Source organism: Eubacterium sp. AM46-8 (assembly GCF_003466705.1).
In the GTDB taxonomy this organism is placed as follows: domain Bacteria; phylum Bacillota; class Clostridia; order Lachnospirales; family Lachnospiraceae; genus Lachnospira.
The window spans coordinates 102,100-117,862 of record NZ_QSEU01000002.1 but is presented as its reverse complement, the minus strand read 5'-3'; the positions used below and the strand labels follow the sequence as shown (position 1 = coordinate 117,862).

Genomic DNA, 15,763 nt, shown 5'->3' with positions numbered 1-15,763 from the left:
TAATATTAAAGCCAGTTAATCTAGCAATTAAGATTAACTGGCTTATTTTATCTGATACTTTTATACATTTCTGGTCTTCTGTCCCTGAACAATCCCCAGCTCACGCGAAGGTCGGCATCTGCGTCAAGGTCGGATTCCCCATAGACAATTTCTTCCTTGTCTCTTGATGCCTGTGTCACTATCTCGCCTGTTGCATCTGTTACAAATGAAGAACCATAGAATATAAGTGATGACTCCTGATGTCCGTTGGCTTCAGACGGTGCAACCTTCTCCTCACCGATACGGTTGGCAGCTACAACAGGAACTATATTGCACGCTGAATGTCCCTGCATACATCTTCTCCAGTGCGGCATGCTGTCAACCTCAAGAATCGGCTCTGAGCCAATCGCTGTCGGATAGAAAAGGATTTCTGCCCCCTGAACCGCCATTCCTCTGGCTGTCTCTGGAAACCACTGATCCCAGCATATTCCTACTCCAATTTTCGCATATCTTGTATCCCACACCTTAAAGCCTGTATCTCCTGGTGTGAAATAGAACTTTTCCTGATAATAATGGTCATCAGGAATATGTGTTTTTCTGTATATTCCAAGAACACTTCCATCTGCGTCAATAACTGCAACAGTGTTATAGAACACATTTATATCTCTTTCATAAAAGCTTATTGGAAGCACAACTTTAAGTTCGGCTGCCACCTTCTGAAAATGCTTCACCGCCGGATTCTCATCAACAGGTGTTGCAAATGCGTAATAATCATAATTTCTCTCCTGACAGAAATACTGTCTTTCAAAAAGCTCAGGAAGCAGTATTATCTGTGCACCGTTAGCTGCCGCTTCACGAACCATCTTATCAGCTTTTGCAATGTTCTCTTCTACCGACCGTGAACACTGCATCTGTATGCCTGCATACTTTACATTTCTCACACTATTTTACCTCCGGAATCTGTTGTGTAATACAGTGGATATTGCCTCCACCGACTATTATATCTCTTGCATATATCCCGACTATCTTTCTGTCAGGAAATGCTTCTTTAAGCACATTTATTGCAAGGCTGTCCGCCTCGTCATCAAACTGCGGCACTATGACTGAGTCATTGGCAATATAGAAATTAACATAAGACGCAGCAAGACGCTCGCCTGCTTCTCTCATGTCCTCGCCTTCCTCAAATTCAAAGCCATTAAGTTCTTCCTCAGTTATGCACACAGGTTTCTTAGGAATAAGCATTTTTCTTACTTTAATGTGTCTTCCTTTGGCGTCAGTTACATTCTCAAGAACAGAAAGACAAGCCTTGCTCATCTCATACTGCGGGTCATTCTCATCATCCGTCCACGCAAGCACAACTTCTCCCGGTGCTGTGAATGCACACACATTATCCACATGCTCGTTAGTCTCGTCATTATATATTCCACATGGAAGCCAGATTATCTTGCTTACATTGCAGTACTGCTTTAATTTATCCTCAATCTGTTCCCTGCTAAGCTGTGGATTTCTTCCCTTACTCAACAGACAGCTTTCAGTAACAAGCATTGTTCCTTCGCCATCTGTATGTATTGAACCACCTTCAAGAACAAATGGTGCTGCATTATATCCCTGACAGCCAAGATAAGACATAAACTGTCCGGCTACAAGGTTGTCATTGTCCCAGTCCGCGTACAGTCCGTCATATGTTCCGCCCCACGCATTAAATTCCCAGTTAATTCCACGCAAATCACGCGCTTCATATGGTGTATCCACATTTCCACTCACAACGAATGTAGGACCTGTATCTCTTGCCCATGCATCGTCTGTATCCATGACTACAAGCCTGACCGTTTCTGGGAGCATCTTTGCTGCTTCCTCTTTTCTACCTTCTGATACAATCATGTATACCTGCTCGCTTTCACTGATTACAGACGCTATCTGTGCAAATGCTTTCTTAGCCGCCTTTGCTCCATAAGCCCAGGAACCCGGTCTTTCTGGCCATATCATAATGCAGCCTGATGTCTTTCAAATTCAGCAGGCATGCGAAAACCATCTGCTGCCGGAGTACTGTTTATATAATCCATATCTATAATCTCCCTTTGAAATCTTCATAGCCAAAATGCTTCCACACCTTACATTCCCCATCACTATCCATAATTACAATATCCGGCAGCGGGATTCCGTTAAATGTGTTGTTCTTAACCATTGAATATATAGCCATATCTTCAAATACGAGTCTGTCCCCGACATTGATTTCCCTGCCGAATTGATAATCACCTATGATATCTCCTGCAAGGCATGTATAAGATGACAGTCTGTATCTGTATCTTCCATTCTTCGCCGGTTTCCATATGCCTTCTTTTACGTCCATATCAAAATCAATCTCTATGTCCTTATCAATTCCATACTCATCTTCCATGTCCGATATTTTCAATCCACCACGAAGAGGCGGTGTGTATGGCATTTCCAGTACATCTGGCATATGACACGCTGCAGATGCATCAAGTATAAGAGTTGTTATTCCATTTTCAACCTTATCAAGCACTGTAGTCACAAGATATCCTGCATTAAGTGCAACAGCTTCCCCCGGTTCAACATACACCTGTACATCATATTTCTTTTTCACATGACTGATACATTTTTCAAGAGTTTCAATGTCGTAATCTTCACGGGTTATATGATGTCCGCCGCCGAAATTAACCCACTTCATATCTTTCATGAGAAATCCGAATTTCTCTTCAACAACTCTTAAGGTTTCCGCCAAGTCGTCTGAATTCTGTTCGCATAATGTATGAAAATGTATTCCTTCCATGCCAGATAACACATCCGGTTCTTCCTTAAGAGCGGCTTTCAGGTTCTTAAGAGTAACTCCAAGTCTGCTGCCCGGCGCACATGGGTCATATATTGCATGGTCACCCTGTGTAGAAAACTCTGGATTAACTCGAAGTCCAAAGCTTACTCCAGCCTCAATACATCTTGCTTTATGCTTCTTTAACTGTGAAACTGAGTTAAAGACAACATGGTCACATATATTTACAAGCTCATCCATATCCTCATCAGTAAATGCCGGTGCAAATACATGATTTTCTTTTCCCATACACTCAGCACCAAGTCTGGCTTCATATATTCCACTTGCCGTAGTTCCGCTTATATATTTTCCAATCAGCGGATATTCTGCATATGCTGAAAATGCTTTCTGCGCCAGCAGTATGTGGCAACCGGTATCTTCTTCTACTTTATGAAGTATCTCAAGATTATGAATAAGCATTTTTTCATCTATTACATATGCCGGTGTCTTTAACTCATCAAATCTCATAATTAACCTCTCTTTTTAGTCTACTAAAACAGGATTTTCATCGACAACCCATGGGAGACCGTACTTATTAAGCGCATCCATGTATGGATCCGGATCAAATTCATCTGTTGTGAATACTCCCGGCTTATTCCAGAGTCCCTTTGCAACAAGCATTGTACCAATCATAGCAGGTACGCCTGTTGTATATGAAATAGCCTGTGAACCTACCTCACGGTAACATTCCTGATGGTCGCACACATTGTAAATATATACCTTCTTCTCCTTGCCGTCTTTGATACCTGTGAAGATACAGCCGATATTAGTCTTACCTACTGTTCTTGGTCCAAGTGAAGCAGGGTCTGGAAGAAGTGCCTTTAAGAACTGGATTGGAACAATCTCCTGTCCGTTGAATTCAACCGGGTCAGTTCTTAACATTCCGACATTCTCAAGGCATTTCATATGTGTAAGATAGCTCTGTCCAAATGTCATGAAGAAACGTATTCTCTTAACATGCGGAATATTAGCAGCAAGTGCCTCAATCTCTTCATGATGAAGCAGATACATATCCTTCATTCCTACTCCTTCAAAATTGTACTCTCTCTTTATTGACATAGCAGGAATCTCAACCCAGTGACCATCCTCCCAGTATGAGCCTGGTGCTGATACCTCACGAAGATTAATTTCCGGATTAAAGTTAGTTGCAAACGGATATCCGTGGTCACCACCGTTGCAGTCAAGAATATCAATTGTGTGTATCTCATCAAAATAATGCTTCTGTGCATAAGCTGTGAATACACTTGTTACGCCCGGATCAAAGCCTGTTCCTAAAAGTGCTGTAATTCCGGCTTCTTTATATTTTTCTCTGTAAGCCCACTGCCATGAGTAGTCAAAATATGCTGTAAATCCAAGACGCTTGCATCTCTCCTCATATACCTTTCTCCACTCAGGATTGTCTGTATCCTCACACTCGTAATTAGCAGTATCAACATAAGGAACTTTACATGCAAGACATGCATCCATAATCGTAAGATCCTGATATGGAAGTGCCACATTAAGAACTACATCCGGCTTGAATTCATTGATAAGCGCAATAACCTCATCTGTGTTGTCAGCATCAACCTTTGCTGTTGTGATGTTAGTGCTTGTCTTGTCCTTCAATTCGTCTGCTAATTTGTCACATTTGCTCACTGTTCTGCTCGCTATGCACAGGTCTGAAAATACCTCGCTCACCTGACATATCTTGTGGATTGCTACTGAAGCAACTCCTCCGCAACCAATTACTAATACTCTGCTCATCTTTCTTCCTCCTGTTCTAATAATTCTTCAACATACTTTGGCAGCATGAATGCACCTGTATGAAGATTAGTTGTGTAATATTCTGTATGTATATTTCTTCTCTTCCACTCTGCCGGCTTGAAATCCTTAAGCGGATGATATTTCTTTGACGCAAATCCAAACAGCCAGTATCCTGACGGACTTGTTGGTATATGTGCCTGATACACGCGGCTTATTGGAAATGTGTGGAACACCTTCCTGTGCATGCTTCTGCATGCATCCTCATCCTCATCATAGAAAGGACTTCCATGCTGGTACACAAGTATTCCGTCCTCCTTAAGCGCCTTATAACAGTTACCGTAGAATTCTCTTGTAAACAGTCCCTCACTCGCACCAAACGGGTCTGTTGCGTCATTAATTATAAGGTCATACATATCCTGCTTGGAGCGTAAAAACCTTAATGCATCTGAATTATAAATGTGTACTCTCTCATCTTCTAATCCTACTGCCGTCTCTGGAAAATACTCCCTGCACACATCAACAAACATGTTGTCCTGTTCAACTATGTCAATATTTTCGATATTGTCATACTGTAACAGTTCCTTTGATACACCTCCGTCACCGCCACCGATTATCAATACATTTTTAACATCTGGATGGACTGACATTGGCACATGCACCACCATCTCGTTATAGATGAAACAATCCTGTTCTGAAAATATAACACTTCCATTAAGTGTCAGGAATTTTCCGAACTCTGGCGACTGAAATACATCTATTCTCTGATAGTCGCTCTCGCCAGAAAACAGTTGTTTTTCAACCCTGATATCAAACTTCACATGTGGTGAATGAAGTTCTGAAAACCAAAATTCCATAGAAACTTTCTCCCTTCTATATTTTACCGATTAAACAAATCGGACATTTACATTCTTAATACATTCAGTGTCTGCAATGTTGAATCTTCCATTCCCTGCATTGAACAGCCCTTCTCTACTGAATACTGAATATAGTCTATTATCTCGTCTGTAATTTCTTCACCCGGCGCAAGTATAGGAATTCCTGGCGGATATGCCATTACGAACTCCCCTGATATATGTCCTGCTGCCTCACGGATTGGAACTTTAATCTTATCGGCATAGAAGGCTTCCTGCGGTGAAGCAAGTACCATTGGAAGCAGCATTTGTCTGTCTACTTCAAAGCGTTTTTCTTCTTTTGAATACAGACGGCTGATTTCAGCCAATGCTCCGACAAGTCTTTCTATATCCTGTATTCTGTCACCAATTGATATATACGCCATTATATTTCCAATGTCGCCGAATTCTATCTGGATATCATACTCATCTCTTAAGATATCATACACCTCAATTCCATCAAGTCCGATATCCCTTGTATAAACACAAAGCTTTGTAACATCATAATCATAGACTGTTCCACCATTAATCAGTTCTTTCCCGTATGCATAATAACCGCCTACCATATTAATCTCATCTCTTGCATACTGTGCCCACTCACTCACCTTTGCAAATGACTGTCTGCCGCGCAGGGCAAGATTTCTTCTTGATATATCAAGCTTGTCATAAGAAGATATGACGCGCTCGTTGTCTGCGTAATATTAATAATTGTCTGTACATAATCAGCATTCATACCATTATTGGTAAGAAGGATTGAACTCTGCGTAAGCGAACCGCCTGACTTATGCATTGATATTGCTGCAAGGTCTGCTCCTGCTTTCATTGAATTCATAGGAAGGTTGTCACCAAAATACAGATGCGTTCCATGTGCCTCATCGGCAAGCACCTTAAGTCCATATGAATGTGCTATATCACATATTCCTTTAATGTCTGAACAGATTCCATAATATGTAGGATTGTTCACCAAAACCGCCACCGCATTCGGATGCTCCTGTATTGTCTTTTCAACCTGCTGCACAGTTACTCCAAGCACTATTCCAAGCTTTGCATTAATTTCTGTATTAAGATAAACAGGAATCGCACCACACAGAATCAATGCATTAATTACGCTTTTATGCACATTTCTTGGAACGATAATCTCATCTCCAGCCTTACATACAGATAACACCATGTTCTGTACTGCCTGCGTAGTTCCTCCTACCATGAAAAATGCGTGTTCTGCCCCAAATGCTTCTGCTGTGAGCTCCTCTGCCTCCTTGATAACAGAAACAGGGTGGCACAGGTTATCAAGTGGCTTCATTGAATTAACATCTATTCCAACACATCTTTCTCCAAGTAAATCTACCAGTTCTGGGTTGCCCCTTCCTCTCTTATGTCCCGGAACATCAAACGGAACAATTCTTTTCTTTCTGAATTTCTCAATTGCTTCGTAAAGCGGCGCACTCGCCTGTCTTTTTAAGTCCATATTTCCCCCTTAAACACAGTTTAGGCGTGATTGATTTAAAATCAATCACGCCTGTATAATCATATTCTATCTTCTTTTCCTGATTACTGTATGTATACAAATACAGAGAATCTGACCTTTCAGAGTTTATCCAAGTAAGTCACTGTTACCGCTCTTATTGACCGTTTCACAAGATGATATGCTCTCTCGCATGATAATTTAAAAATCAACTTATAAAATTTGAGCTTCTAACTCAATCAATAATGTGTGCCCTAGTCACACTCGGCAACCGACCCGCCCGTCCGCAAGGCTTAACATGTAACCATGTGGTCTGTATTTGCGATATCTTTTTATATCCAAAATACTTTCTAAAATATAATATAACTATCTGCTGGTGTCAATATATATTTTAATTTTTATGCCAGAAATCCACAGGCTCATACTCCTGCAATTTTGCAAGAAATCCAAGTTTTCCAAGCTCCTCCTGAATTAAATCCAGTGTCTGTTCGTCATCCGCAACAATTGTATGATAATGATATCCTGATGTCACATTCATCAACAGGCTGCTCTTTCCATTTGCAATTTCCTCAAGATATTTCCTGATATCACGCCTTGAATGGATATTCATCTCCGCTCTTATAACACCATATACCTTGTGATACACAAAAACGTCTCTTATCCATCCACCCATGTCAACTATTGCTCCAAGCTCTGCTTCCACCTCATCATCTTCATGTTTAACCTTAAGTATGCGGCTGTACTCCTGCTTATCATTAAGCACATAGCCTCTGTTAGTTGAGAAAACATCTATATTCTTCGCGCGGATAAGCGCTATATCCTGCACTATAACCTGCCTGCTTACATCTAATATCTGTGCAAGCTGTGTACCCGGCACAGGACTTGACAAATGTTTTAATATATCTACTATCTGATTTCTTCTCTCTTCTCCATTCATTGCTACAACTCCCCGGTTCACCCCGACAATGATTACTCCTGTACAGGATGAAGATTTTTTAATGAAATGTCCATAATTGGTGCAGAATGTGTAAGTGCACCACTTGATACAAAGTCTACACCAAGGTCAGTAATTTTTGCAATGTTTTCTTTAGTTACATTTCCAGAAACTTCAACTAAAGCTTTTCCACCAATTATATTCATAGCCTCTCGCATATCCTCATGACTCATATTATCAAGCATAATAATATCTGCGCCTGCCTCAACAGCTTCACGCACCATTGAAAGGTTCTCAACTTCAACTTCTATCTTTCTTACAAATGGTGCATATTCCTTAGCCATTGTAACTGCCTGCTTAACTCCGCCTGCAGCACCTATATGGTTATCCTTAAGGAGTACTCCGTCTGTAAGATTATATCTGTGGTTATTACCACCTCCGATTCTGACAGCATACTTCTCAAATATACGGTTATTAGGTGATGTCTTTCTTGTATCAAGAAGCTTTGTCTTAGTTCCTGCAAGCAGCTTCGCAACACCATTAGTATATGTCGCAATTCCACTCATTCTCTGGAGATAATTAAGTGCTGTTCTTTCTCCACACAGAAGAACTCTTATATCTCCTCTTACAACTGCCATCTTCTGACCTTTCTTAACCTCATCCCCGTCTTTTGCAAAAAATGTAATCTCTACATCTTCATCAAGCAGTTCAAATGTTCTTGCAAATACCTGCAAGCCACATATTATTCCGTCCTGCTTGCATATAAGCTCGACTTCTCCAAGTTTTGGTTCTGGCATAACACTGTTAGTTGACACATCCTCACTTGTAATATCTTCTTTAAGTGCTCCAAGAATGAGCGGATCCACATTTAGTTTTAAAGTAACTTTATCAAACATATCATTTCTCCATTTCTTTATTATGCGTAATTCTTCTTTTGGCTTTCTTCATAGGCTTTATCTGCCTCTTCAATCTTTTTATTGACTAATTCTGCATATTCTCCGTCAATTTTCGACTCATCTGCATATTTTTCTGCATTAAATGTATCAAAATATGTAATCTCATCCTGTGTCGGTTTTACAACTGCATTTTCAGTAATATCAAGTGCTGCCCTCTTTGCAAACACAAGACTTTCAAGAAGTGAGTTGCTTGCAAGCCTGTTTCTTCCATGAACTCCGTTGCAGGCTGTCTCGCCTATTGCATACAGGTTATCCATTGTTGTTCTGCTCTCATGGTCTACCTTAATTCCTCCCATGAAATAGTGCTGTGCAGGAACAACCGGAATACACTCTTTTGACGGGTCATATCCCTTATCAATACAATACTGTACTATATTAGGAAAATGCGTTTTTAATTCTTCTTCAGGTATTGTCCTTAAATCTTCCCATACAAAGTCTGTATTGTCCTTTGCCATCTGTTTTCTAATCTCTTCTGTAAGCAGGTCTCTTGGAAGCAGCTCATTAACAAATCTCTTTCCATTCTTATCATAAAGCTTTGCGCCTTCGCCTCTTACTGATTCAGATATAAGAAAGCTCCTGTCTTCCTCTTTGTCAGAATAAAATGTTGTCGGATGAATCTGGACATAATTAATATCCTTTAATTCTACTCCATGCTTTATAGCAATTGCAATTGCATCTCCTGTAAGATGTCTAAAATTCGTTGAATGTCTGTATAAACCACCAATTCCACCTGTAGCAAGTACAACATCTGAAGCTTCTACCTTAATAAGCCCTCCATTTTCTGTCCTTATAACCGCACCAAGGCATCTGTTATCTCTGCTTATTATATCAAGCAGTCTTGTGTATTCCATAATTGTCACATTAGGAAGAGTTCTCACCTTCTCTAACAGATGGCTTGTTATCTCTTTACCTGTAATATCTTCATGGAATATTATCCTGTTAGATGAATGAGCTCCTTCTCTTGTGTATGCAAGACTTCCGTCAGCCTCTCTTGCAAATCTTGCTCCACAATCGACAAGATCTTTTACTACATCTGCTGATGAACGGATCATTATTTCAACGGATTTCTTATCATTTTCATAATGACCGGCTTTCATTGTATCTTCAAAATAACTGTCGTAATCTTCTTCACATTTTAGCATACACATACCGCCCTGTGCCAGATATGAATCACTACTCTCGCAATCAGACTTTGTTATCATAAGAATCTTCTTATCGGCAGGCAGATTCATTGCCATATACAGACCAGAACAGCCACATCCGGCTATCAGCACATCTGTTTTAATTGTATTATTCATAGGATACCTCCATTCTTTCTGCACATACTACAATCTTACTTTGCAAGCTCAAGCATTCTTGTAAGTGGCTTCATTGCTTTCTTTGCAACTTCTTCATCTACAAACACTTCATTATTTTCCTGCTCAAGAACATCAAGCACCTTATCTAATGTTACCATCTTCATGTTGACACATACCTGGTCAGGCTTTAATGTATACAGCTTCTTGCCAGGTGCCTTTTTTCTTATCTCACCAAATACACCATCAACTGTTGCAATTATGAATTCCTCACAATCTGTATCTACGACATAATCAATAATTCCTGATGTACTGCCTATGTAATCAGCATATTTTAGCACTTCCTCTGTACATTCAGGGTGTGCTGCAAGCTTTGCCTGTGGATATTTCTTCTTAGTTTCAACGACCATATCCTCTGTTATCGCAACATGTCTTGGACAGAAGCCCTTATTAAGAATCACATTTTTCTCTGGAACCTGCTTTGCAACGAATCTTCCAAGATTCTGATCAGGAATAAAGAAAATGTTTTTATTAGGAAGGTTCTTAACTATCTTTACTGCATTTGATGATGTCACACAGACATCTGAATACGTCTTTAACTCTGCTGTTGAATTGATATAACAGACAACTGCAAGGTCATCATACTGTTCACGCATCTTAAGAATTTCTTCCTTAGTTGCCATATGTGCCATCGGACAATCAGCCCCCGGCTCTGGCATAAGCACCTTCTTTTCCGGATTAAGAATCTTGGCGCTCTCGCCCATGAACTCAACACCCGCAAATACTATAATATCCTGATTCACCTTAGTAGCTACCTTGCTAAGATAGAATGAATCCCCAACATAATCAGCAACTTCCTGAACATCTTCATCAACATAATAATGTGCAAGAATAACTGCATTCTTCTCTTTCTTCAACTTTAAAATATCACTTGTAACTGACATATTGCTTCTCCAATCGTTATGGTTTACATATGCTTGACTTGCGTTTTACATACATTGTGCTAGAGTATACCACGAATGTTTACATGTGACAAGACAGTTGTAAAATTTTCTGTATAGTTGGGGTGTTCCCGTGCTGTAACGGGTGGCTCTGCATGCTGGGGTAATGGCTCAGTTCTTCGCAGCCTGAGGCTTGGGAATTCTGCTCTATGTATATGCTTTCACTCGCAACCAGACCAAACTCGCCCTCCTGGCTCGATTGGTCTTTTTTCGCACATCGTGTGCGAAAATTGCTATGTAGTGAAGCAGAATTCTCCAAGCCTCACGGCTGCTTCGCATTCGCCATTAACGCAGTATGCAGAGCCACCCGTCACAACACGCCAACACTCCCAACTGTATGACTTCCGATGTAAAAAATTCCCAGAGAAATCATTACTTTGCCGATTTCTCTGGGAATTTTTACTATTTATTATATTATCTGCCACTAATCTTCCTCAATATGTTCTCTTCCCTGTGCGATTATGCTTCTTACATGATCGTCTGCCAGTGAATAGAATATTGATTTACCTTCTCTTCTGTTCTTAACCAACTTGTTCTGTTTCAATATTCTTAGCTGATGAGATATTGCAGACTGTGTCATATTGAGAGCCTGTGCCAAATCACATACGCACACTTCTGCCTCGAATAATACATACAATATTCTAATTCTCGTTGAATCACCGAACACCTTAAACAACTCTGCAAGGTCATATAATTCATTCTCATCTGGCATTGTTTCATTAACTATCTTTAATAAATCCTCATGTATTTCTATTGACTCACAGCATTCACAATCTGCCATTATATTACCTCTTTCTTTATAAGTTCTTTACGAATAATGCTCTTATTGCATTGATTACAGCAATAACCATTACTCCTACATCTGCAAATATTGCTACCCACATGTTTGCTATACCTATTGCACCAAGCACCAGACATATAAGCTTTATGCCTATTGCAAAATAAATATTTTCATAAACAATACGTAAGCATTTTCTTGATATCTTAATTGCCTTGGATATCTTTAACGGGTCATCGTCCATCAATACTATGTCAGCTGCTTCTATAGCGGCGTCACTTCCTAATGCGCCCATTGCTATTCCGATATCTGCTCTTGAAAGTACCGGTGCATCATTGATACCATCACCTACAAATGCAAGCTTTTTCTTTGATTTCTTATGTTCTAACAGCTCCTCAACCTTAGAAACCTTATCTGCCGGAAGCAATTCACTGTACACAGCATCTATATTTAATTCTTTAGCTACAGCATCTGCTACATTCTTTGCATCACCGGTAAGCATTACTGTCTTACGTACTCCAGCTTTCTTAAGTTCTTCTATAGCCTGCTTTGCATGAGGCTTTAACAAATCTGATATTAGTATAAGTCCTGCATATGCCCCGTCAACTGCCACATGAACCTGAGTTCCGGTCTCGTTGCACTCTGCATATTCAAGACCGAGTCTTCTCATAAGCTTTCTGTTACCTGCAGCCACTTCTCTTCCTGATACATTAGCCTTAACACCTTCACCACTGATTTCCTCAACATCTGTAACTAATGTCTTGTCAATCTCTTTTCCATAAGCTTTCTGTAAACTCTTGCTTATAGGGTGTGTTGAATAGCTTTCTGCAAATGCAGCATATTTAATAAGTTCATCTTTGTCAATAGTGTTATTATATACACCACTGACTTCAAATACTCCCTGTGTCATAGTTCCTGTCTTGTCAAAGACAACAATATCAGTCTCTGCAAGCGCTTCAAGATAACTTGAGCCTTTTACAAGAACACCCTGATTACTTGCTCCACCGATTCCTGCAAAGAAACTGAGCGGAATACTGATGACAAGTGCACAAGGACAGCTTATTACTAAAAATGTAAGCGCTCTGTATATCCACATTCCCCACTTAGGAGATACTCCTAAGAATATCATGCTTACAAGTGGTGGAATTATAGCAAGTGCCAGCGCACCGTAACAGACTGCAGGTGTATATATCTTTGCAAATTTACTGATAAAGTTCTCTGAACGCGATTTCTTTGAACTTGCATTCTCTACAAGATCAAGTATTTTAGATACTGTGGATTCACCAAATTCCTTAGTTGTGCGGATCTTAAGCACACCTGACATATTAATGCAGCCGCTTATTACTTCATCACCAGCCTTTGCCTGTCTTGGAAGGCTTTCACCTGTAAGTGCGCTTGTATTAAGTGTTGTATTACCTTCTTCAATAATACCATCAATAGGAACTTTCTCTCCCGGCTGGACAACAATAACTGTACCAACCTCTACTTCATCAGGATCTACCTGCTCAAGCTTTCCATCAACTTCAATATTGGCATAATCAGGTCTGATATCCATAAGCTCACTTATGTTCTTACGGCTCTTTCCAACTGCAATATTCTGGAACAGCTCACCAATCTGATAAAAGAGCATAACCGCAATTGCTTCTGTAAAATCACCATCATCTACAAGTGCAATTATAATTGCACCTACAGTTGCAACTGCCATAAGGAAATTCTCATCAAATACCTGTCTGTTAAGAATTCCCTTAATTGCTTTCCTTAAAATATCATATCCAATAACAAGATAAGGAACCATGTACATTATAAAAAGAACAACCGTAGGAATATCAACAAATGTGCTTATCACCTTAAAAGCAATCATAAGGACTGCTGCGATAATGATTCTTGTAAGCATCTTTTTCTGCTTTTTATTCATATTCTACTCCAATCTGCCAGAACAACTCTCACGGCTTTCTATTACAGATATATCTCGCAATCATCTTCTACTTTCTTGCAGTTCTTAAGAACATCCTGCATAACAGCCTTAGGATCCTGTCCTTCTTCAAATTCAACAATCATCTTAAGTGCCATAAAATTAACTGTAGCATCCTTAACACCTGCTGTATTCTTAGCTGCATCTTCCATCTTATTAGCACAGTTTGCACAATCAACATCAATCTTATAAGTCTTCTTCATAATATTCTCTCCTTAAAAACATTAAATAATCAAAATTCTTTCATATGAACATTCATTCATATGTTCATTTTCATTATAACACCTATAAAACTTCTGTCAACAAGAATTCACTATATTTTTCCGCAAACATTTTATGTCCTTTCTCATCTAAATGCTGTCTGTCAACTTCACTTGGTTTTGCAGCACCAGCGGCATCAAAATAATAAAATCCATTTTCCTTTGCTATTTTTTCATATTCCCATGCAAGCTGCCTTGAAACATTTTCAGAACTTCCATTAAATTCAGGATCAAAGCCTTCTTCACCTACACCTTTTCCAAGATGAATCGGAGAAACTACAACTATCTTTGCATGTTCTCCTGCTGTCTTGTTAGCCTTTCTTGCAACCGCCTCCATTCCTTTTGCAATTGTCTTAGCATCAGCATGAAATTCAGTCTTGCAGTCATTCGTACCAAGCATTATAGCTATAACATCTACCGGCTTATGTGATTCAACAACTACTCCAATAAGATCAATGCCCTTTCTTGCATCTCTTACAGCATCTGGAAATATAGTTGTTCTTCCGCACAGTCCCTCTTCAATAATATTATATTCATTTCCAAGAAGATTAGCTATTCTGCCTGTCCATCTTACATCATAATCATATCTTCCTGATTTATCAGGCTTATATCCATAAGTATTAGAATCCCCAAAAAACAAAATATTTTTCATTGCCACATCCTCCTGCAAAACATCTATTAAACATACTGTTGTCTTAATTCATACTTATTTTATATGTTTATATGTTATAACTTCTTCGTGGCTTTGTCAACAAGGAATCACTATAAAAAATGCTCAGCCCACCAGCATGTTGTGTCAGTCTATATTTCCAAGTGACATTTTACAGTATAGCATGCTTGATTTTTTATGAGTTGTGTGGGAGTTAGAGCTGCTATATACAAAAAATCAGTGCCAAAAAACACGTTCAAGCGAAGCGCGTTGTTTTTTAGCACTGTAATAAATTCTGTATATAGCAGCTTTTACTCCCACTAGGCGAATAAATCCATGAAAGCATGTTGTACTGTAAAATGTCACTTGGAAATGTCCGGACCTAACACAACCCTACTGCTCTCTTTGCAAGCCTGTCAGCCTCTTCATTTCCTTCAACCCCTGAATGTCCCCTGACCTTCACGAATCTGATATTAATTGAATCCCTAACAGATGTAATATAATTATAATATTCTATTGTTCCTTTTTTGTTTCGTTTCCATTCTCCCACAGCCCATGCCTTGATACCTGCATAATCATAGAATATAGAAATGTCTTTAAGCCCAAGCTCTATTGCTTTTTTTACAGCAGCCATGCTTCCAAGAATCTCTCCTGCGACATTACGCATTGAAGCCATCTCTTTATCACTGCCATTGCCTGACAATTCATATCTTACACCATCATGCATAAGAAAACCGCCATATCCATACACTCCGGTTGCAATATTAAAAGAACCATCAACAAATGCATAATCATTGTCAGGCATTACATCTTCCATATTGCCACTTCCGGTCTTTCCATTAATCTCCTGTACAGCTTCCCTTCCCATATAAGCCTTCGCCTCTTCCATAGACATGAAGCTCTTATATTCGGCAGCTGGAAAACCATGTACATTATTCTTACATTCATCCCATGTCTGATATATTCCGGGAACTTTACCTACACGCACAGCATAATATTTCTTAGCCATATATATCT

At 39.6% G+C, this 15,763-nt stretch carries 14 protein-coding genes and 1 pseudogene; all 15 read right to left on the bottom strand.

Features of this window, described 5'->3' with window-relative positions; genetic code table 11:
- Positions 1 to 47: 47 nt before the first annotated feature.
- The 15 genes and pseudogenes from aguB to DW963_RS01935 all read right to left on the bottom strand — a co-directional run bounded on the left by aguB (position 48) and on the right by DW963_RS01935 (position 15,755).
- Entirely contained in the window at positions 48 to 920 is an 873-nt protein-coding gene (aguB, locus tag DW963_RS02005; protein WP_117913643.1) for an N-carbamoylputrescine amidase, read from the bottom strand.
- 1 nt (position 921) lies between these two features.
- Entirely contained in the window at positions 922 to 1,965 is a 1,044-nt protein-coding gene (gene aguA / locus DW963_RS02000) for an agmatine deiminase (RefSeq protein ID WP_353652749.1), read from the bottom strand.
- Positions 1,966 to 2,044: 79 nt separating this feature from the next.
- The gene (nspC, locus tag DW963_RS01995; protein WP_117913642.1) at positions 2,045 to 3,274 is read right to left on the bottom strand and encodes a carboxynorspermidine decarboxylase; all 1,230 of its coding nucleotides are present in this window, start codon (positions 3,272 to 3,274) and stop codon (positions 2,045 to 2,047) included.
- A 15-nt stretch (positions 3,275 to 3,289) separates the two neighbouring features.
- Complete coding sequence (locus DW963_RS01990; RefSeq protein ID WP_117913641.1) at positions 3,290 to 4,549, bottom strand: saccharopine dehydrogenase family protein; 1,260 nt, start codon at positions 4,547 to 4,549, stop codon at positions 3,290 to 3,292.
- Complete coding sequence (gene speE, locus DW963_RS01985) at positions 4,546 to 5,403, bottom strand: polyamine aminopropyltransferase (protein ID WP_022097754.1); 858 nt, start codon at positions 5,401 to 5,403, stop codon at positions 4,546 to 4,548. Before speE ends, DW963_RS01990 begins: the two co-directional genes overlap by 4 nt.
- Before the next feature lie 47 nt (positions 5,404 to 5,450).
- A pseudogene (locus DW963_RS01980) lies at positions 5,451 to 6,904 on the bottom strand (aminotransferase class I/II-fold pyridoxal phosphate-dependent enzyme).
- A gap of 388 nt (positions 6,905 to 7,292) precedes the next feature.
- A complete protein-coding gene (locus DW963_RS01975; RefSeq protein ID WP_117913640.1) occupies positions 7,293 to 7,838 on the bottom strand; it encodes a transcription repressor NadR in 546 nt (181 codons plus the stop codon).
- A 32-nt stretch (positions 7,839 to 7,870) separates the two neighbouring features.
- The gene (gene nadC, locus DW963_RS01970; RefSeq protein WP_012739657.1) at positions 7,871 to 8,731 is read right to left on the bottom strand and encodes a carboxylating nicotinate-nucleotide diphosphorylase; all 861 of its coding nucleotides are present in this window, start codon (positions 8,729 to 8,731) and stop codon (positions 7,871 to 7,873) included.
- 20 nt (positions 8,732 to 8,751) lie between these two features.
- Entirely contained in the window at positions 8,752 to 10,089 is a 1,338-nt protein-coding gene (locus DW963_RS01965) for an L-aspartate oxidase (protein WP_286168914.1), read from the bottom strand.
- A gap of 35 nt (positions 10,090 to 10,124) precedes the next feature.
- The gene (nadA, locus tag DW963_RS01960) at positions 10,125 to 11,030 is read right to left on the bottom strand and encodes a quinolinate synthase NadA (RefSeq protein ID WP_117913639.1); all 906 of its coding nucleotides are present in this window, start codon (positions 11,028 to 11,030) and stop codon (positions 10,125 to 10,127) included.
- Positions 11,031 to 11,511: 481 nt separating this feature from the next.
- Positions 11,512 to 11,868 (bottom strand): ArsR/SmtB family transcription factor, encoded by a 357-nt coding sequence (locus DW963_RS01955; protein ID WP_117913638.1) that lies wholly within the window; start codon positions 11,866 to 11,868, stop codon positions 11,512 to 11,514.
- Positions 11,869 to 11,884: 16 nt separating this feature from the next.
- Positions 11,885 to 13,780 carry a heavy metal translocating P-type ATPase gene (locus tag DW963_RS01950; protein WP_117913637.1) on the bottom strand — a complete coding sequence of 632 codons (1,896 nt, stop codon included), beginning with the start codon at positions 13,778 to 13,780 and terminating at the stop codon, positions 11,885 to 11,887.
- A 41-nt stretch (positions 13,781 to 13,821) separates the two neighbouring features.
- The gene (locus tag DW963_RS01945; protein ID WP_012739662.1) at positions 13,822 to 14,040 is read right to left on the bottom strand and encodes a cation transporter; all 219 of its coding nucleotides are present in this window, start codon (positions 14,038 to 14,040) and stop codon (positions 13,822 to 13,824) included.
- Between the two features lie 82 nt (positions 14,041 to 14,122).
- A complete protein-coding gene (locus DW963_RS01940; protein ID WP_117913636.1) occupies positions 14,123 to 14,749 on the bottom strand; it encodes a GDSL-type esterase/lipase family protein in 627 nt (208 codons plus the stop codon).
- A gap of 379 nt (positions 14,750 to 15,128) precedes the next feature.
- Positions 15,129 to 15,755 (bottom strand): ribonuclease H1 domain-containing protein, encoded by a 627-nt coding sequence (locus tag DW963_RS01935; RefSeq protein ID WP_117913635.1) that lies wholly within the window; start codon positions 15,753 to 15,755, stop codon positions 15,129 to 15,131.
- Positions 15,756 to 15,763 lie beyond the last annotated feature (8 nt).